This window comes from Croceivirga lutea, assembly GCF_014235875.1.
GTDB classification, from domain to species: Bacteria; Bacteroidota; Bacteroidia; order Flavobacteriales; family Flavobacteriaceae; genus Croceivirga; species Croceivirga lutea.
Genome location: NZ_JACJUK010000004.1, coordinates 1 through 21,444 on the forward strand (window position 1 = coordinate 1; position 21,444 = coordinate 21,444).

General features: G+C 41.2%; 11 protein-coding genes and 1 pseudogene. 6 read left to right on the plus strand and 6 right to left on the minus strand.

Annotation, left to right across the window (positions count from 1 at the left end; genetic code table 11):
• The 5 genes and pseudogenes from H5V42_RS15215 to H5V42_RS08430 all read right to left on the minus strand — a co-directional run.
• The coding region (locus tag H5V42_RS15215) for a galactose-binding domain-containing protein (protein ID WP_241731866.1) at positions 1-1,232 on the minus strand (1,232 nt) is incomplete at its 3' end.
• Between the two features lie 45 nt (positions 1,233-1,277).
• A pseudogene (locus H5V42_RS15380) lies at positions 1,278-2,315 on the minus strand (hypothetical protein); the annotation flags it as partial.
• Between the two features lie 720 nt (positions 2,316-3,035).
• Positions 3,036-3,953 carry a sugar phosphate isomerase/epimerase family protein gene (locus H5V42_RS08420; protein WP_185782719.1) on the minus strand — a complete coding sequence of 306 codons (918 nt, stop codon included), beginning with the start codon at positions 3,951-3,953 and terminating at the stop codon, positions 3,036-3,038.
• A 19-nt stretch (positions 3,954-3,972) separates the two neighbouring features.
• Complete coding sequence (gene yiaK, locus H5V42_RS08425) at positions 3,973-4,977, minus strand: 3-dehydro-L-gulonate 2-dehydrogenase (RefSeq protein WP_185782720.1); 1,005 nt, start codon at positions 4,975-4,977, stop codon at positions 3,973-3,975.
• Between the two features lie 57 nt (positions 4,978-5,034).
• Positions 5,035-5,961, minus strand: coding sequence for a hypothetical protein (locus H5V42_RS08430; RefSeq protein WP_185782721.1), 927 nt, complete (start codon positions 5,959-5,961; stop codon positions 5,035-5,037).
• A gap of 159 nt (positions 5,962-6,120) precedes the next feature.
• On the opposite strand from H5V42_RS08430, the gene H5V42_RS08435 reads away from it, so the two are divergent.
• Entirely contained in the window at positions 6,121-9,219 is a 3,099-nt protein-coding gene (locus tag H5V42_RS08435; protein ID WP_241731867.1) for a glycoside hydrolase family 2 TIM barrel-domain containing protein, read from the plus strand.
• Positions 9,220-9,232: 13 nt separating this feature from the next.
• Here H5V42_RS08435 and H5V42_RS08440 read toward each other — a convergent pair whose 3' ends face one another.
• The gene (locus H5V42_RS08440; protein WP_185782722.1) at positions 9,233-10,585 is read right to left on the minus strand and encodes a TrkH family potassium uptake protein; all 1,353 of its coding nucleotides are present in this window, start codon (positions 10,583-10,585) and stop codon (positions 9,233-9,235) included.
• 275 nt (positions 10,586-10,860) lie between these two features.
• Here H5V42_RS08440 and H5V42_RS08445 point away from each other — a divergent pair, with 275 nt between their 5' ends.
• From H5V42_RS08445 to H5V42_RS08465, 5 genes are all read left to right on the plus strand, one after another.
• Positions 10,861-14,142 carry a glycosyl hydrolase gene (locus H5V42_RS08445; protein ID WP_185782723.1) on the plus strand — a complete coding sequence of 1,094 codons (3,282 nt, stop codon included), beginning with the start codon at positions 10,861-10,863 and terminating at the stop codon, positions 14,140-14,142.
• Complete coding sequence (locus tag H5V42_RS08450) at positions 14,139-17,006, plus strand: alpha-L-rhamnosidase (protein WP_229665670.1); 2,868 nt, start codon at positions 14,139-14,141, stop codon at positions 17,004-17,006. The genes H5V42_RS08445 and H5V42_RS08450 overlap by 4 nt, the downstream gene beginning before the upstream one ends.
• 41 nt (positions 17,007-17,047) lie before the next feature.
• On the plus strand, positions 17,048-17,767 hold the full coding sequence (locus H5V42_RS08455; protein WP_185782724.1) for a hypothetical protein: 720 nt from the start codon (positions 17,048-17,050) through the stop codon (positions 17,765-17,767).
• 72 nt (positions 17,768-17,839) lie between these two features.
• Positions 17,840-19,147 (plus strand): family 43 glycosylhydrolase, encoded by a 1,308-nt coding sequence (locus H5V42_RS08460; protein ID WP_390809401.1) that lies wholly within the window; start codon positions 17,840-17,842, stop codon positions 19,145-19,147.
• A gap of 24 nt (positions 19,148-19,171) precedes the next feature.
• A complete protein-coding gene (locus H5V42_RS08465; RefSeq protein WP_185782726.1) occupies positions 19,172-21,427 on the plus strand; it encodes a glycoside hydrolase family 3 N-terminal domain-containing protein in 2,256 nt (751 codons plus the stop codon).
• Positions 21,428-21,444: the final 17 nt, after the last annotated feature.

The window sequence follows — 21,444 nt, forward strand, 5'->3', positions numbered from 1 at the left end:
AAATTTTGCAAATTTCCACTACCGGTCAACGTAGCTACCTCTGTAAAATCGTTTGGATCATTGCTTTCGCTATTTCCCACGTAAAGTTTCGCACCCTGCAAACGCCCGGAACAACAGTCCGTTCTATTGAATACTCCAATATCGGAAATATCATAGGTATCACCAAGGTCTACGCGCCACCAGGGATTAGTATCAAAACCTGTATGCGTTACCGAATTCTGACCTCTTTTGTTGCCTGACAAATTACCATCTACGGCCCTGGACGAGGGCCCGTCAAAATCTGTAGAAGACTGCACCGTGGGTTTGTTTAAAGCAATATTCGCTTTAGGCGCGTCGGTGCTTAACTCTCCGAACACCTGCACCTCGGCCAAACTCAGGAACTCTTGCCGTACGTGACGAACCATCACATAACGCCCGCTGACATCGAGGTTATTAAAATTTTGCAAATTTCCACTACCGGTCAACGTAGCTACCTCTGTAAAATCGTTTGGATCATTGCTTTCGCTATTTCCCACGTAAAGTTTCGCACCCTGCAAACGCCCGGAACAACAGTCCGTTCTATTGAATACTCCAATATCGGAAATATCATAGGTATCACCAAGGTCTACGCGCCACCAGGGATTAGTATCAAAACCTGTATGCGTTACCGAATTCTGACCTCTTTTGTTGCCTGACAAATTACCATCTACGGCCCTGGACGAGGGCCCGTCAAAATCTGTAGAAGACTGCACGGTGGGTTTGTTTAAAGCAATATTCGCTTTAGGCGCGTCGGTGTTTTGAAGGTTTCCAACAGTATCTATCCGTAAAACCTCCGCTATACTTGGCACGCCTTGATTATCTAAGCCAAACAACATATAGTATCCTGGCGGAAGTAAATTGGATCCTGGAACCGCTATCCGATATTGATCACCATTCCTGGTAAACGAAGTAGGGATTCTTCTCTGTTCGTTATTGGTACTGTGGGTTGCGGAAGACATTCTAATAAATGCAAACTGGGTTATATTTTCAGAACCTGTTGCCGAAATCGTACTGTTAAAAGGAGCCGTCTCCGGAGCATTTAAAGTTGGTCGTACCGCTAAGTCACCGTCTATATCAAACAAATAAGGTGGACTATAGATTTCAGCATCCATATGGTTAACACTACATCCACCGCACAAACCCCCTCCACCAACGAAAACGCGAGCATCGGTCTGTAAGATGGCTACACTATGGTAGGTTCGGGGCACTTGCATGCCGGCGACATTACGCCAGCGGTTAGTTTCGGGATTGTAAATCTCGGCGGTCAATCTCGCCCCCTGATCTGAAAAAGTAAAGGCACTACTGAGCCCTCCCGTAACCAATACTTCGCCATTGGGCAATACGGTGCTGTTATGCATCGTTCGCGAAAAACTTAAGTTGTTTTCGGTAGGCAAGACCGTCACATTGTTTTCATCGTTGATGTCTATCACAAAGCTATTATCTTTAGCGGGTGACCTACCAGCGTAAGTTTCAGAACCGCCGACTTTCAAGAGCTTACCCACATCGAACATGACCGTAGTGCCTTTCATGGAATAGGTGTCGTCAGCCCTTTTACCGGCAAATTCAAATGATCCGGAACCTGATGTGTCCAACCAGTGCATATCCTCACCTGGGCCCGCATGAAATAGTTTTCCATTTGGTGCTGGCCATAGCCACACATGATTATCCAATCGAAAAACCCCTTCAGGTTCTAAATTGGAATCATTTTGGTTGAACGTGACATCACCGGGTATTCCTGGTAAATTACGCCAACCTGAATCGGGTGTCCATACCTCGGCTATTTTACCACCTAGGCCACCGCTCCACGAACCACCAATGGTAAATGCACTTCCATCAGCTAGGGTCACATTGCCCTGATAACCTCTCCCCACGTTCATATTTTCAGCAGATAACCACGAATCAGTTTCGTAGTCGTAAATAGTCGTTTTAGGATTGGATGAACCACCAGCAACCAAGAGACGGCCATCTGGCAGATTATTGATTCCGGGACAGAACATATCGTGGTTAGTGGTTGTCTGCTTAAAGCCCAAAGCTTCACCACTTTCACCCTCAAAAGGATCAAAAAGTTCATAGTAGGTAAACCCATCGCCCCCACCAAAATTACCCCTAAACTTAGAGGACCAGGTAATTAACTTACCGTCAGGCAGATTGGCCACGGCAACCGGTACCAGACCAAAAGGAATAGGATCACTCCATGCTCCTACCTCGTTTGAACTCTGTGAGAAAAGAGTTGAGCAATAAAAGAAAATTAAAATAACTGGTGTAAATATTTTTACAGTAGAATAATTCTGTTTCATAGAAAGTCTAAATTTTCGTTAAATTTAAACGATTAACCCCTGTAATTGAATCGAAGACCGATAATCTGACCCTTTTTATCTTTTAACGACATATTTATTGATAACGAATTGCAACATCCAATTTATATCCACTGTAAAACAACAGCCGTTGTTCATTTAAATAAGATTACATATCAAAGGATTGGTATTGCTGATAAACGCTATTGGTTGATACATTGCACTCGAATCATTACCTGAAATTTACAATGTTAGCTAGAATTTGTAAACCTATTGACATACCTGTGGTAATTGATTCATAGTAAGAACCGGTCACATAATTAAGATAACTTTGTAAACCTGTTGTCATACCTATGGTAATTGATTCATAGTAAGAACCAGTCACATAATTAAGATAACAGGGAACGATACTTTTGCTTGATTTTGAAACTATGGAGCTATCCAGTGGAATTTAATGTAAAAGTATACTAGGTTTTGAATTTTTAATTTATTTAAATTAACAGCATCTTAGAAATTATCTACGTTTGCTTTTTAACTTGAGGAATTAAGCACTCTACAGCCAGAATATTGCATTAAGTTATATTTAGGTTTGTTGGACAGTGTTAATTATCCATAGGGTGAAAGATATTCACAAAAGGACCAGAAGACCGAAGTGGTACATTTGGGTTCAAAGAACGTCAAATCTACTAAATTGGGTGGATTGCGAGACCAAAGCTTTTCAAACTACCCTTTATGAAACTCCCGTTTAAACGCATCAACCATTGCTTTAATAATCGCTTTAGGGTCACCATCCGATAGGCTCTCAAAGGAAACATAACCTTGAAATCCCTGTTTTTTAATCATTGCCGCCATCTTGGCCATATCGGTTGGTTTTTTCTCTTGATTATGGTAGATATGCTCTTTGATAAACCAATAATTGGCATACGGCGCCAATTTTTCTGCCTCGGCATAGGGGTCGTCTGTGGTACGCAAACCGGAAATATCCAAAATAAGTCCGAACCATTCCGAGTCAACTCGCTTTAGGATATCAATAACTTCATCGGCCGTAAACAAAAACTCATTATGGTTCTGCAAGGCCGCGATAACACCTGCCTGGGCACTGTATTGTGCGCATAATTTATATTCTTCCACCAGCCATGTTTTGACCTCTTCTTTGGTATAGCCCTCAGGAATGTTTCGCCCCGTGAAAATCCGTAAAATGGATGATCCTATCGCAGAAGATATGTGCAGCCAATCTTTGATCATTTTACGGTCCCTTTTTCGGGCCTCCACATCTGCCGTTACAAAGTTATTTCTAACGCCAGTCCATGAGATATTCAAACCGAGCTCCAATGCCCGTTTTTTTAAAGCAAAAATCTCCGATTTAGCAGGAAGATTAGGATAGGACGAAAAATAATAGGAGGTCAAATCAACTGCATTCAGGCCGATATCCGAAGCAAACTCCATCATATCGAACAAGTCCATCTCTCCACTTTTGAATTCTTCATTGAACGAATATGCGTTAACGCTATATTGCACGCGTTTTAGCATTGGATTTGGCTTTACCGTTTTAGTAGCTGTGGCGCTCAATAGGGCTGGAGTAGCAGCAAGTGCAGGTACCGCGGCTAGTTTACGAAGGGCGTCTCTTCTGCTGTTTTTCATGGCCTTAACTTTTGTCTTTTTATAAGTTGATTACTTTATTCCAAATTTCTTCGCTTACCTTCATTCCATTTTTTTGATTATAGATTTTATTAGCAAGTGATTTTTCACCGGGATAGTATGTTTTTCCATCTAATCGTGTTGGGGTAACTTCCTTGGTATATGAAATAATTTCTTCCATAAGTTTTTCTTGAAGGTCACCATCTTGAAAGGTTGATGAATCAATACAGAGAAAAATTTGTGACACCCCATATTCGTGCGGCTCCAAACCTAATTTATAGGTTGATTTTCCAGCCGACAACAGCGTTGCCAACATATCCAAAACCATGGAAAGTGCCGACCCCTTCCAATAGCCAATGGGCAGTCCACTTTTAGTTTGCAAAATATCCTGCGGATTTTTCGTAAGTTTTCCGTCCTCGTCAAATCCCCCATCGTAGGGCAATTGTTCTCCACTTAATTTATACTGATTGATTTTACCAAAAGAGAATTGGGTCATGGCCATATCCAAAACCACATGGCCTTTTTTTCTGGGTAGGGCAATAACCAAGGGGTTGTTTCCCAATCGTGCCTCTTTACCGCCCCATGCAGGCATGTTGGGTTCGGTATTGGTAAACAAGATGCCGATACAACTGTGTTCCGCTGCCATCCAACCATAATATCCGGCGCGCATCCAATGGTTGGTATTGCGCAAAGCCACCAGTCCCATACCGTTTTCTTTGGCCATTGCAATGGCCCGGTTGGTGCATTTCACAGCGTTGATTACGCCAGGGCCTAAATTACCATCCCAGCGTTCTAGATTACCAAAGCTCTCAATCTTTTCAGCCTCAGCATCTTTGACGACAAGACCAAGTTGCAACTGTTCAATAAAAAAAGGCACCCGATTAATACCGTGAGAATTTACCCCGTGAAGGGTATTTTCTGTATGTACTTGGGCCAAGAGTTTTGCCTTTTCTTCCGCAAAACCGTGTTTTCGAAAAAGTGTAAGCAGCTCAGCACGCATTTCTTTCGCTTGAATAGTTCGGGTCATTTGTACTTTTTTAGAATTGGGTTAGGTTAAAAGCGGATATTCCAAGAATAATGGAATTTAATCATTTTCTGCTTTTTCATAGGTAGTATTCGCCCATCGAATCTGGGCGCGGCCACCTTTGACACGATAAGCCCCATATCTAATTCCAGACTGGGTGCCGCGATCAGGTTCTGGAATGTTCCAATCATAGGCAACTCCACCAATAACGGCATTGGCATAATGTATTTTTTTAGTAGCATCAATTGGGTCCTCAGCAAAACCAACTTCCAATTCAATTTCGATAGGTACATTTTTCTCAATATTGGTTAGGAAGACAATATCTCGGCCGTCAGCTCCTGAACCACCCCTGAAGTTGATTTGTTCCCTAAAAATATCAAACGATTGTTGTACTTGATTTCCATTGCCATCATCACCATAAACCGGTTTTGCTAAATAGAGACAAATGGCAGGGTCATTGGGTCCACCGCCACCCGTATGCTTTCCTTTTGCTTGCATGATGTAGGTGCCATCACTACCATCATTATCGGTTTTACCAACTTCGAGTATGCGCACGGTACCGGTAAACTTGGCAAAACTACCCACACCTGTGGTCTGGGATCTTGATAAAGAACGTTCAATTCTAGGCTGTAAGGTATTTGGGGCATCCATATGGTTAGACCCGGTGGTAATATTATAAATGCCCCACACCGTGCCATCAATTGTTATTTCTTTATAATTAGCATAACAACTTCTATCATCGATGGCACCTACATTAGCCGGATTAGCTATGTCTGTTGCTCGTTCTGGATTGGTGCCTTCTTGGGTACAGGCAACTATCGGGCCCGTTTCTTCATCCACGATTTCAGCTACTTCAATTGTAGGAGTGTCTTCGACAATGATATCTTCAGATGTAATTTCTTCTTCGGTACCGCAAGAAATCAGGGAAATATTTACTAGTGCTAAAACCGACGATATATCAATAATTCTTGACTTAAAAAATCGCATGGTAAACAGAAATTAGAAAACTAAAATATTCTAATTTCAATCTTGACGTGTCCTGTACCATACTGAAACGGAATTAGGTTTAGAGCTTTCAAGAATACAGAAACCGGTTTTTAGTACTAGGAATTCATCCTCCCATCACACTACAGGATAAATAGAAGCATGTGCTTCCATAAGTTTGGTTCTTGTGATGAACGCTTTAATTTTTACATTATGCGAATTAAGTTTTGGATGTTTTTGGTGGGATGTCTTCTCATTTGTACCACTTATTCCCAACGAACCGAAATCAATTTCAATAAAGACTGGAAGTTTGTTTTAGAGGATGATTCTGAATTTTCTACTTTATTATTGGATGATTCATCGTGGGATGAATTGAATATTCCCCATGACTGGTCTTTTGAAAAAGGCGTTCGTAAAGGTGGTGACCAGGGCCAAGGTGGTGGTTACCATGATGGCGGTATAGGTTGGTATCGGAAAACATTCAACATAGAGGAACAGACCTTAAACAATACTGTTTATATTGAATTTGATGGGGTATATATGAATAGTGAGGTGTGGATAAACAGCCATTATTTGGGTAAACGACCCTATGGATATATCAGTTTTCGATATGACATTTCCAAACATTTAAAACAAGGTAAAAATACAGTTGCGGTAAGGGTGGACAATAGTTTAGAACCTTCGGCCCGTTGGTATCATCCTTGTGGGATTTATGCACCAGTTCGCCTTATAGAAGTGAATCCAACCCATATAAGTCCTAATGGAATTTTTGTTACCACTCCTAAAATTGATATGGCCTCAGGTTCCGTCTTGGTAGATTTATCCTTAACAAACGTTACTCAAGAAATCCAGGTGGAACAAACTATACAATCACCTGATGGAAGCGAAGTGGCCAGCGGCATTGAAGTAATATCCTTCGGTCAAGAATCTGTTCTAAGTGAAATGACGGTCGCCAAACCAAAATTATGGAGTCCGGAAACACCCACACTTTACACACTGATTAGCAGAATAAGGAGAAACGGAAACTTGCTTGATGAAAAAATCACCAAATTTGGTTTTAGAACTGTGGAATGGAAAACTGAGAGTGGCTTTTGGCTCAATGGTGAAAACATAAAGCTAAAGGGAGTTTGTGAACATTGGGAAGGCGGCCCGGTAGGTGGCGCTTGGACCAAGCCAATGTTACGTTGGAAATTGCAGTTGTTGAAAGATATGGGCATCAATGCCATACGCCCATCGCACAATCCTACACCTCCAATGTTCTATGACATTTGTGATGAAATTGGCCTTTTAGTGATAGATGAAATTTTTGATGGATGGCATAAAAAAGCCCCGGAAGACTACGGTAAACAAGCCTTTAATGAATGGTGGCAGCGTGATGTGACGGAATGGATTACCCGAGACCAGAACCACCCCAGTATTTTTGTATGGAGTTTAGGCAATGAAACCCATAGCGATATTGCTGCTCAGCTTGTAAAATTTGGTAAATCACTGGATTCAACAAGACTGTTTACCTCGGGGGCCGGTAATCCGGAAGACATGGACATACAAGGTGTAAACGGTGGTTCTGAGACCAAATCTTTTATTGAAAGTAAAATCTTAGACAAACCATTTATTTCTACAGAAGCTCCTCATACCTGGCAAACTAGAGGGTATTATAGAACACAAACGTGGTGGAGAGATAATGAGTTGCCAGGAACCTATGAACTCCCCAATCTTACAGAAAAGGAAATTTTCTTTTATGAAGGTTTAAATCCAAAGGATTGGAAAAACAGAAAACAGCGCTTCAATTCCTCCTATGATAATGCCACGGTGCGGGTTTCTGCAAGAAAATATTGGGAGGTTATGCGAGATACCCCCTGGCACAGCGGTCATTTTAGATGGACAGGTTTTGATTACTACGGCGAGGCTGGACTGGTTCATGGCGGACTACCATTCAACCTCTTTATGGGTGGTGCCATTGATGTTGCAGGTTTTAAAAAAGACCTATATCATTTTTATCGAAGCCAATGGACTAAGGAGCCCATGATACACATGTTACCACATTGGACACATCCTAGAATGAAAAAAGGAACAAAAATTCCGGTTTGGGTTTATTCTAACACAGATGAAGTGGAACTTTTTCTAAATGGAAAATCCTTGGGTAAAGATTCACCCGGAACCATCTGGAAAGAAATGCAATGTGAGTGGATAGTGCCCTATGAAGATGGCACTATAGAAGCTGTTGGTTATATTGATGGTAAGGAAGTTAATCGAACTTCATTTTCCACAGCGAAGCAACCTGTTAGACTGAAGAATACCCTTAATAAATTAAAGGCAGAAGATGGTTTTTTGGCTAGTTATATATTAACTTCAGAAGGCGTAGACAAATACGTAAAACTTTTTCCTTATGCCGAAAATAGAGTGTATTATCACATAGCTGGTGATATTCAAAAAATATCCATGGAAAATGGAAATCCTATTGACCCTACTAGTAGAACAAAAGCTAACTTTAGAAGTATGTTTTTTGGTAAAACTAGATTGTTTTTAAAAGAAGTTCAAAAAACACGAGAAATAGCTATAACAACAGGTGCTATTTTGGGTGATAAGGCTTTATACACTTCTAATAGGATATCCATAGATGTACAAACACTTAGCACATCAGGTAAACAAAAGCCAGCAGACTTTAAGATTTTATATACCCTAAATGGTAAAAATCCCGTAACAGATGGTATACCTTACACCTTTCCCTTTGAAATAAAAAATGAGACTAAGATTACAACTGTTAGAGCAGTTGTTATCCAGAAAGGTGAAATTATTTTGAATATGGAAGAAAGTTTTGGAAAAAACGAGGGCTTGTTTTGGGGAGATGAACACTCTGCTGATATGTGGATTGGTAGAGGTATAAACATTGCCGCCGAAGATGGTATTTTGACAGGAGCCGCTGTTCCAAGTAGGAATGCACATCGTTTTAAAGGATCAGGTTTTGTAGATTTTAAAAAAGGAGAAGGTTCAATAACTTGGTACCAAGAAAATGATGGAGAACCTGGAGATTACAGCATTCGTTTTAGGTATATGCACAATAATGAGGAAAAGTTACATCCTATGAAATTGTATGTTAATGACGAATTTGTAAGGAAAATTGAATTTAAACCTACTGGAGGCTGGGACAAAGAATGGAAGTTTTCACCTACTATAATTACTTTAAAATCAGGAGCCAACACTATTAAATTAGAGACAATAGGAGAGAGCGCTCCTTACATAGACGAATTATTTATTGATTAAAAAAAGAACTTATCTACACGGCAATATCACCCTCAAGAATGTGCTTCTCCTCATTATTTTTAGACTTCATCCAAATGGCCAAACCAAAAGTGAGTACACCAAGTCTGCCAATAAACATCAGCACTATGATGGTTACTTTACCGATGTTTGTTAAGTCTACAGTTACTCCTGTACTTAATCCAACAGTTCCGAGAGCAGAGGCTACTTCAAAAATAATATCTTCTAAAGCAAAAGATTCAGAAAATGTCAATATAAAGGTTCCTAAAAAGACCAAAATAGTATAAAATATAAAAGAAGATGTTGCTATGTAAAGTCGCTCAAATGGAATTACTCTGCCCAAAAAAGTAATTTTATCACTCCCTCTTAATCTGCTTTTAATAATTGCTAATACGGCAGTTAATGTTGTTATCTTCATACCTCCTGCGGTACCAGAAGGAGACGCACCGATATACATTAAAAAAACGGTAACTACCAACATAGAGAGATTAAATGCACCAAAATTTACGGTATTAAAACCCACAGTAGTCATTGCGGTCATAGCTTGAAAAAAAGCTGCATAGCCTTTAGATGAACCTTCTAGGATTTGAATACTAGGCTCATAAAAGTAAAAGAACAGATATCCTAAACCTAAAAGAACTATGAAGCCGTAGATAATAATTTTGGTAGTAAAACTTAGCTTATGTTCTTTCTTTCTCAATAACAAGGTAAAATCTGTAACCACAATAAAGCCTAAAGACCCGGCAATGGCTAAAAACGCTATAATAAAGTTAACAAGGCCATTGTCTATATAAGCCGTAAATCCAGTATTAAATAAACTAAAACCCGCAGTACAAAATGCACTAATGCTATGAAAAATAGCATTCCACAAAGCTGTCCCTGTTTCCATACCTTCAATTTTAAAAGCGATAAAGAAAAGAATGGCTCCTACTAATTCCATAATAGTTGTGAATAGTATTACGGATTTTAAAAAATCATTGATTTTTATAGTAATAGGTAAAGTAAATTCTGTTTTTAATAATCTCTGGTGCCAATGGGTAATTTTTCTTGTGGTGGATAAAAGCATAAATGTGGTGAATGTTAAGTAGCCAATACCACCAAGTTGAAATAGAATCATAACCACAAATTGCCCAAATAGATTATAAGTATCAAAAACACTTACCGTAACCAAACCTGTAGTTGAAACTGCTGATGTAGCGATAAACAAGTGGTCAATAAATGGAGCGCTTTCTTTTTGTAACCACGGTAATGAAAGTAATAAAGTTCCAGCAACTACATAGGTAAGAAAGCCATAAAATAGATTTTGTTGCGGTGTCTTACTTAATTTAAATCTTCTATATCGATTAAATATTCTTTTTAAAAAATCCATATGGCTAAAACGTTCATCTAAACAAAAGTAGATAGATTTAGTAACGAAACTAGAGCCATTATATTTATTCTAAAAAAATTATAGAATGATACGCTGTAAAATTCAGATAATCAATTTTTTAATGCTAAAACTATATCACCTTGCCAAACAGTACAGGATACAATTTAATACACCTTAAAGTACATTGGTTCACTTTCAGTTGTTTTATGAAAAACCCTGTTTTTGGTATAAGGTATTTATTTTTTTTTCTTTTAATTTCATGTGTTGGAGGCAACATGTCTAATCAAGACTTAGAATTAGCATTTAAAAACCCACCAAAAGAAGCACAGCCCAGAACGTGGATGCATGCCATGAGTGGCAATATGTCCAAAGATGGTATAACCAAAGACTTAGAAGCTATGGCAGAAGTTGGTATAGGTGGCTTTTTACTGTTCAATGTTACGCAGGGCATTCCGAACGGACCCATTATTTATGATTCTGAAGAACATCACGAAATGATAGCCCATGCCGCAAAGGAAGCGGAACGACTGGGGTTGAGCTTTGGGGTGCATAATTGTGATGGTTGGTCGTCAAGTGGTGGGCCATGGGTTACCCCAGAAGAGTCTATGAAAATGGTGGTTTGGAGTGAATCACAAGTTTCAGGAGGTGAAGTGGATATACAATTGTCCGTCCCAACAAAACGAAAAGGTTTTTACAAGGATATCGCCGTTCTCGCCTACCCAAGTTTGGAGGGCGAATTGGATGATGCCAAAAACCGTCCTACCGTAAAAGCTTCGGATAGAACGACGGATATTCGATTGATTACCGATGGAAAGGTGGATGCCGAATCCATACTACACAAACAAAAGAATGCCAATCCGTGGTTGCAATTCAATTATGACCAGGATAAAACCATTCGTTCCGTAAAAGCTGTTTTCAATGATAGAAGGGCTACTGCGATACTGCAGACCAGTAAAGATGGCATCACCTTTAAGGATGAACGCGAGTTGTTCAAAGTCCGCACTGGTAAAGGAGAATGGGCCATAAACGACCATTTTGAAGGCATTACTTCAAAGATTTTTCGCTTGCAGTTCAACCAAACAACGACGCTTAAGGAGGTAGAATTGACAAGCACTTACTACCTTAATAATCCTCTGGGTAGAACTTCCATTGCCAGAACGGAAGACCATGTCTTGGCACCCATTGGTCATCCTGAGGAAATTATGGTTATTGACAAGGGGGCCATCAAAGATTTAAGCGGGATTATGAACGCCGATGGAGTTTTAAAAACAGAACTCCCCGAAGGCGATTGGACCATTCTTCGTTTTGGATATACCTCAACGGGAGCCTTCAACAATCCGGCCTCAGATGAAGGACGCGGATTGGAAGTCGACAAGTTGAGTCGCCCCGCGTTTAAAAAACACTATGATGCCTTTTTAGGGCAGGTTGTTGAAAACACAAAAGAACTAGCCCCAAATGCACTACAGTATGCTGAGATTGACAGTTATGAAATGGGAGGCCAGAACTGGACAGTTGGTTTAGACAGTATTTTTAAAAGCGAAAAGGGTTATGACCTTATCAAAATGTTGCCTTTAGTGGCTGGGCGTTTTGTGGAAAGTGCAGCAGCTTCAGAAGCCGTGCTTTATGACTATAGGGACGTCATTACCAATTTGATGACCAAAAATTACTTTCAATATTTTACGGAACTCTGTAATGCCCATGGCATTCAAAGTTATATTGAACCCTATGGTTTTGGTCCTTTAAACGATTTGGACGTAGGTGGGGTCACTGATATTCCCATGGGAGAATTTTGGATGAGCCGTCCTATTACCCAAACGGCCTCTGCAGTCTCTTCAGCGCATATTTACGGTAAACCTGTGATTTCTGCGGAATCGTTCACCTCTACACCGCAAATCAATTGGAAAGGGCATCCGGCCATGGCAAAGACGTCTGGTGATTTGGCTTGGACTTATGGAATCAATGAGTTTATGTTCCATCGTTTTGCGCACCAGGCCAATATTCATGCCGAACCGGGAATGACCATGAACCGTTGGGGATTTCACTTTGACCGCACCCAAACTTGGTGGAAGAATGCCGGAAAGGACTGGTTCAATTATATTGCACGAGGTTCCCATATGTTACGTCAAGGAGTTCCAGTGGCTGACATGCTGGTCTATATTGGGGAGGGCACTCCAAATTCATCCTATTATCGGAACGATTTTAAACCTGCTATTCCCAAGCAACTCAATTTTGATAATGTCAATACCGATGTATTATTGAACCGATTACAAATTGATGGGAATAAACTAAAGCTTCCGGAAGGCAATACCTACCGTATTCTGGTACTAAAAAATACAGAAACGCTCTCTTTAAAAACGCTGAAAAGGTTATTGGAAATTGCCAAGGCAGGCGTACCCATTGTAGGTGAAAAACCGGAAAGATTATCCGGATATCATCCTGAAAAAGAGGATATAGCAAGTTTTAATAAAACAGTTACAGAGCTTATAAGTTATATCGGTGCAACTACAGATTGGCAAAAACTGATGCAAAAGGCCAAGCTACTCCCAGACATGAATATTTTAAATGGTGAGGCGGTGGATTATGCGCACCGAAAAACGGACAATGAGGATATTTATTTCTTTTTTAATGCGGATAGTATTGCCAAAACCTTTGAAGCTTCCTTTCGGGTGGTTGATAAAATTCCTGAATTATGGAACCCTATGACGGGTGAGGTGACCAAATTGGCCCAATTTAAAAGTAACCACGAAAATACGGTTACCAATATTCCATTAGAGGTTGGTGAATCGGTTTTCGTGGTGTTTCGAGAAGCTACAGACGGTATCGTTTCAGTTAAAGATTCTGAAGGAAATCTTTCGTTGCACTTATCGGAAGATAATCAAATACGAGCTAGAACCACGGCAACAGGCTTTTATGAAGTACCATTGTCAAATGGCGATACTTGGAATTTTTCGGTGACGGAAATACCTCCTGCAGTGGATATCTCCAAAAATTGGCAAGTTACTTTTGAAGAAAAAAGTGGTTATGGCGGCACAGTACACTTTGATTCCCTTATCGATTGGAGCAAACATCCATTGGATTCCATCAACTATTATAGCGGTACAGCCAGATACCAAAAACAATTTGAACTGTCTAAAAATCAATTGGGCCATAACACCAATATTTCCTTGGATTTGGGTACGGTTTATATCGTTGCTGAGGTTCTCATTAATGGCCAAAATGTAGCTGTCTCGTGGATGCCACCTTTTACGTTGGATATTACAAAATTCGTAAAGGAAGGAACGAACACCATAGAACTACTAATAACCAATCAATGGAGCAATCGATTGATAGGTGATGAACGTTATCCGGCCAATGATGGAGAATATCAATTAGGGCCACATAGAGCAACCAATTTAACCATGCCCGCATGGTATACCAATAATGAGCCAAGGCCAAAGGGAGAACGGACCACCTTTACTACGGCACCATTTTATAAAAAAGATGACCCGCTAATGCCTTCTGGATTAATTGGCCCAGTAACAATTAACTTTTCCAAAATTATATCGTACAACCAATGATTCACCAAATAAAAAATAGACCTATTCCTGTCCATAAAATGCTTCTGACCTTTTTGGTTATGATGGTGTTGGCTGGCTGTGAAAGCAAACAAGAAATTAGTTCCCTAACTTTTGTAAAAGCTACCACTGATTACAAGGAGAATCCGATAGCCATCGAAAATGAAAAACCGCAATTCTCATGGGTGGTCAATGCCGATGGGTTCAATCGCTCGCAAACGGCCTATCATATTTTGGTGGCCACCGCTGAGGAACTATTGAATGAAAACGAAGTGGATAGTTGGAATTCAAATAAAGTGCAGAGTGCATCATCCACCTTTGTGGATTACGCAGGTTCAACCTTACAACCCACGCAAACTTATTATTGGAAAGTCAAGATTTGGGATGAGAACGGAAAGCCTTCGGATTGGTCTGAAGTGCAACAGTTTACCATGGGCTTGATGAACGAAGCCAATTGGGGAGCGGCCAAATGGATAACCTTGAACCAAGACAACAGAACATCGCCACATCGTTTTCGGGATTATAAAACGGGGAAAATGGATAAGCCAACGCCCGTAGAAGGTTTTGCGGCCAGTTATTTTAGAAAGGAAGTCAATCTAAATAAAGAGGTGAAAAATGCGGAAGCCTATATCTGTGGTTTGGGCTATTATGAACTATACCTAAATGGAGAAAAAGTAGGAGACCAGGTGTTGGATCCCGCACCCTCCAATTACGATAAACAAGCCTACTACGTGAAATATGATATTACGGAAGCGATTGAATCAGGAGAAAATGCCTTAGGCATTATCATGGGCAATGGCTTTTACGGGCAGAACATTTCTTGGAAAAACGACCCGGAATCTGAACGCGATTTGGCCTACGGACCACCAACAGTAAAACTAGCGGTCAAAATCACCTATACCGATGGTTCTAAAGAAGATTTTTATACAGATAATACGTGGAAGGAATCCACAGGCCCTATCGTGTTTAACAACATTTACGGTGGGGACACCTATGACGCCAGTTACGAAATCAATGGCTGGAACAACGTAGGATATGAGGATACGACTTGGGGGAATCCGAAAGAGGTAACGCCCGTAGTCGGCAAACTCAGCGCACAACAAATTCCCCCGATTAAAAAATTACAGGAACTTGAACCACAAAAAGTGTTCAAAGGGGCTGATGGGGAATGGATTGTTGATTTCGGCCAAAACATAGCGGGATGGGTAAAATTGAACGTTTCCGAAAAAGAGGGACAATTGATACAAATTACAACAACCGAAGCTTTGCTTACTGATGGTAGTGATATCTTTCAAGGGTCAACGGGCGGTGGGGCCAATGGCATGCCCCAAATATATAAATACATCTGTAAGGGTGAAGGATCCGAATCTTGGGAACCCAAATTCAGTTACCATGGTTTTCGATACGCCAAGGTAAAGGGAGTTTCTAAACAACCCGATGCTGAAATGATAAAGGCGGTCTTGGTAGCGACAGATGTTGAAGAAACAGGAAGTTTTACTTCTTCGGAAGAACTGTTCAACAAAATGCACATCATCAGCAAATGGACGATTCAGGACAACCTTCATGGTATACCCGAAGACTGCCCGCATCGTGAAAAATGCGGTTGGTTGGGTGATGCCCATGCTTTTGCCGAGTATGCGCTGTACAATTATGACATGTACGATTTCTACAAAAAATATATGGAGGACATCCGTACACAAATGCGGCCGACCAAAGGAACCAACGACCCAGATATCTCATTTCAAGTACCTACTATGATTGCTCCGGGCAAACGTACCTCTACCTACGCAAAAATTGATTGGGGCGTGGCTACTATGTATTTACCATGGTACAATTACGTGTATTATGGTGATGATTCCATCATTATGGAGTACTATGACGAAATGAAAAACCTGACGGATTTCTACCTGAATTTCAAGGGTGAAAACGGCATAATGCAAGACGGTATGGGCGATTGGTGTCCGCCCTTATGGGATCGCAGAAAAAACCCAAGCGCGATGGAGACCGACCCTATCATCTCGGCCAACGCGTATTTCTACGATGTTTTGGGTATTATGGAAAAGTTTGCTGAAATGAATGATGATCTTGACTATGTCGCCCAAATGAAGACGGAAAAAGAGACGTTGAAAGAAGCCTTTAATAGTGAATATTTACGGCCCATTCCTAATACTCAATACAAATGGTATTTAAGTCAAACGGCAACGGTACAAGCCTTACAGTTTGGATTGGTTCCTGAAAACGAAATTGAAAATGTGGTCAATGGTTTGGCCCACAATATCGTTGAAGTAAAAGGAGGGCACCACGCTACGGGTATCCATGGCAATCGCTATATCTACACCGTACTTGCCGCCTACGGAAAAGCCGATTTGGCCCATGAGATATTGACAACACCCGAATTTCCGAGTCAGACCTATGTGATGAATTCGGGCTTTACCACTTGGCCAGAACGTCAATTTATCTGGGAAGAAATGGTGGGCCCGACCAATTCATTAAACCACCCGATGCATACGGGTTTTGCCACCTATTTTTATGAATCTTTAGGGGGAATTAAATCTTCCAAAGAAAATCCGGGGTATAAAAAATTTGTGGTCAATCCGAAATTTCCCAGTCAGATTACAAGTACGGATGTTTCTGTTCCTACCCCGTATGGAGATATTACAAACAAATGGAAAATAAACGGCACTAGTTTTGAAATGGAACTGAGCGTACCGTTCAATACTACTGCTATACTGCCATTGACCGAAGATGAGAAGAAAACCTTGCGTATCAATAATGAAAATCCGGAAGCTTATGGTACTGCCGATTCCACAAGTTCTTCTGTGCAATTAGGCTCAGGGGAGTATAAAATAACCTACACAAAATCATGAAAAGAACTTGTCTGAGACCATTCGTTATTGCATTGCTTTATGTGATAACCTCCGCATGCAGTTCTGATGCTGTTTCAGAAGAACCCGTAGAAGAACAGCAAGAAGAAATGGAGGAAGCAGTCGACGAAACCGAAGATACCACCGTAGACAATACTCCCGACGCCCTAACTTATCTAGAGAGAAACGGCATAGTCAGTGTTGAGTTTGAAACAGTGGCAGGCGAAATTGAATGGGAGCGCGGTAACCAACTTAGCGGTTTTGATGGCGAGGGATATTTGGTTTGGAACCAAGCTGATAGTTTCCAGACACCCGGTAATGGAATATTGACCTACAAATTGAACATTGCTACACCAGGCACTTACCAATTTGTTTGGCGGTCGCGAATTACCGAAGGCGATACCCAATCTGAAGCCAATGATTCATGGTTACGGTTCAATGATGCCGCTGACTTTTTTGGGCAACGTGAAAACAGTATTGTATATCCTAGGGGAAGTGGAAAAACACCCAACCCCGAAGGTAGCAGTGCTGACGGATGGTTCAAAATATATATGAACCGTGTAGGCGAATGGTTTTGGAGGTCAAATACCAGCGACAATAACCCCCATGACATTTTTGTGACATTTGAATCATCGGGTATTTACACGATGGAGGTTTCTGGTCGTTCCCAATTTCATGGGTTGGACCGATTTGTATTGTTTACGGGGTCGGCCACCTTGACCGATGCCCAAAATGCGGAACGCAGTGAAATCGTTCAGCCTTAAATTGTAACTAGTACTATGCACGCAACGCAGGTAAAAAAAATATGGTTATTGGTCTACGGAATCCTTCCTATTGTGGCATGGGGACAAAACCCTATCGTGCCCAATAAAGGGCTTAATGATCCCCATGTGCATATTTTTAATGATACGGCCTATGTGTATGCCTCCCATGATAAATCCCTAGAAAACAAACGATTTATTATGGAAGATTGGTGGGTCTGGTCGTCTCCCGATTTGGTCAATTGGACGTATAGAAACACCTTAACCCCACAAGAGACCTATATCGGCAAACCTTTTGAAGGATGCTGGGCCACCGATGTGGCCTACAAAAAAGGAAAATACTACTGGTATTTCTCTGAAAAAAACCAACAATCCGGGGTAATGGTGGGTGATTCGCCCATTGGACCATGGTCAGACCCTTTGGGTGAACCCTTGCTAAGCGAAGAACTTACTCCAACTGATGAATATGACATGGCAATTTTTGAAGAGGATGGGGAACACTATATCATTTTTGGAGTGTGGGACTATTACATCGCAAAGCTCAATTATGACATGATAAGCTTGGCCGAGGCACCCAGAAAAATAGAAATCTCTCATCCTAGGGGACCGTATAACCAAGACGGAAGCAACAGCGAAAAACCAACAGATGACAAACCCTTTGTACATCAATATAACGGAAAATACTACCTCTCATGGGGGTGTTTTTATGCCATGTCAGACAATTTATATGGACCCTATGATTATAAAGGAAGTGTTATCAATGAAAACAGTTTTGCCCAGGGGTATGATGCCCCAACCTGGCCCAATGGATTTCTGCAGGGGCGTCACGGTTCCTTTTTCGAATGGCACAACCAATGGTATTATGCGTATTGCGACATCAGCCAAACCGGAAATCGATGGTTTAGGGATACCTTTATCAGTTACGTACATTTTAAGGATAACGGTGAAATGGCTCCGATTCGGGTAGATGGTACTGGAGTTGGAAATTACCACGCCAGTCAGTCAAGAATCGAAGCCGAAGATTATTTCAAAGCTGAAGGTTTTGAAAAAAAGGAACTGGAAGGCAACGGTTTTTCGGTTATCACCAATGCGCAAAAAAGCTATCTGAATTTTCCGAATATTAGAGGAGCGGCTGCATTTAAGGGAATTGAGATACAAATAAAAATTCCGTTTGACACCACATACGAACTCGAAGTCAGAAGGGGCGTTCTTGCGGGGGACATTTTGAATACCATTACCATCAATGCTATTTCGGCAACTGGTGGTTTTACTACTTTAAAAGTACCGATTACCGATTTGCAAGAAACTGAAGACCTATATCTGTTGTTCGCCCGAAAAAGTGGCACAGCACTTGAATTGGATAACTTAAAATTTTACAACTAAACAGGAATAAAACAACGAACACTTATGAAAAAAACGATTCTATTTCTTTTTGTCAGTCTAGGCTTTTGTCTTAATGCGCAGAACAAGAAAATGGCGTACAAAGATGCCTCCCTCTCGATTGAGGAACGTGTTGAAGATTTGCTGCCCAGAATGTCATTGGAGGAAAAAGTGGCGCAAATGCGGATTTTTCACGCCAATATCGGCGTGAAATCCGATGAGAAGGGCAAGATGGAATTATCCGAAAGGGTCATTGAAAAATTAAAATTGGGGATTGCGGGCATCAAGAATCCCGGAGAACATATTTCTCCGCTCGCAGCGGCAAAACTCAATAACGAGTTGCAGAAGTACATCATGAAAAGCAATCGTTGGGGCATTCCGGCACTGTTCGTAACCGAATCCTATAATGGGGTCGATGCTGCAGGTTGCACCAAATTTGGACGACCCATTAATTCGGCCGCAACCTTTAATCCAGAACTGGTCAATCGTATTTGGGATGTTGTAGGTCGTGAGGCAAGGCTTAGGGGCATGCACATGTGCCACTCTCCGGAGGCAGATTTAGTTCGTGACCCACGTTTTGGTAGAATGTCCGAAGCGTTTGGCGAGGACACCTATTTAACCACACAAATGGTATTGAATGCCATTAAAGGCGTACAAGGTGATTATGAAGGCTTGGGTAATGGCACCCATATTGGTGCCGTGGCCAAACACTTTGCAGGGTATGGACAAGTATTGGGTGGTTCCAATTTTGCAGCTATTGAGATTTCGCCAAGAACATTGATCGATGAAATTTATCCTCCTTTTGAAGCGGCGGTAAAAGAAGCTAGAACGCTTGGGGTGATGGCATCTCACGGCGATATCAATGGCATTGCCAGTCATGGTAATCCTGAGTTGTTAACCGGCGTGTTGCGTGACCAATGGGGATTTGATGGCTATGTCGTTTCCGATTCCAATGACATTGCAAGACTCTATTATTTTATGAAAGTAGCCGAAAGTCCGGAAGCTGCAGCTTTAATGGGCTTGGTTGCCGGAATTGACATCGATTTATATGCTGAGGATTCGTATGCCTACCTACCCGAGATGGTCAAGAAAGACCCCTCCATAGAAAAAATGATAGACCGTTCCGTGCGACGTGTGTTACGGACAAAAATGATTTTGGGGCTTTTCGACAATCCGTTTATCGATGTAAAAAAAGTAGAGAAAGAAGTACGTTCGGCATCGTCCTTAGCTTTGGCAGAAGAGGCCGATTTGGAGTCCATCATTCTATTGAAAAACGAGAAAAACACCCTTCCATTGGCTAAGAAAACACAAAAAATAGCACTTTTAGGGCCTTTATTGGATGAAGGAACTCAAAAAGCATTTGAATCTGTCACCGGAAGTCAAGTGAGGTATGTCACGGATAAAGGTTTTGAATTGACAGATGGTAACAAAGGCGTGCCCGCTGTATTACCCACCGATGAAAAAGCCTTAGAGCGACTCACCAATCTGGCAAAAGAGGCAGATGTTACTATCTTATTTTTAGGTGGAGATGAATTTACGGCTAAAGAAGCTTATTTCAATAACGCTTTGGGCGACCGCGCCACTATTGAGCCTGTTGGGCCACAAGATGAGTTGGTCAAGCGTATTAAAGCGTTGGAGAAACCCGTAATTATCGTCTTAAAACACCGCAGAACCTTGGCCATAAATATTATGGCAGAACAAGCCGATGCTATTCTTGATGCCTGGGACTTAAGCGAAATGGGCGACACGGCCATGGCTAAAGTCATTTTTGGCGAAGTTTCGCCTTCCGGGAAACTACCGGTTACCGTGCCACGTTCCATTGGTCAGTTACCATTCCATTACAGCATGAAAGAAATCAATAACAAGAAAGGCTATCTCTTTTTGGAAGATGGGCCTTTATACCCTTTCGGTTTCGGATTAAGCTACAGTCCATTTTCTTATGAAGATGTCATACTTTCATCTACAGAAATAACACCTAGCTCAGAAATTACAGTAAGCGTCAAAGTGACCAACACCGGTAAAATGAAAGCCAAAGAAGTGGTACAACTCTATATAAAAGATGAAATTGGCTCCGTTACCCGACCGGACAAGGAATTGAAAGGCTTTGAAAAAATCACCTTGAATCCCGGGGAATCCAAGACCGTCAGTTTTACGATTACTCCCAAAATGTTGGAATTTACGGGCTTGACCATGGAGAAAATATTGGAAGCAGGCGATTACACCGTTATGGTAGGTACTTCCTCAAAAGAAGGACTGACCGCAAGATTTAGATTGGAAAAATAAACAAGAACATAGAAATC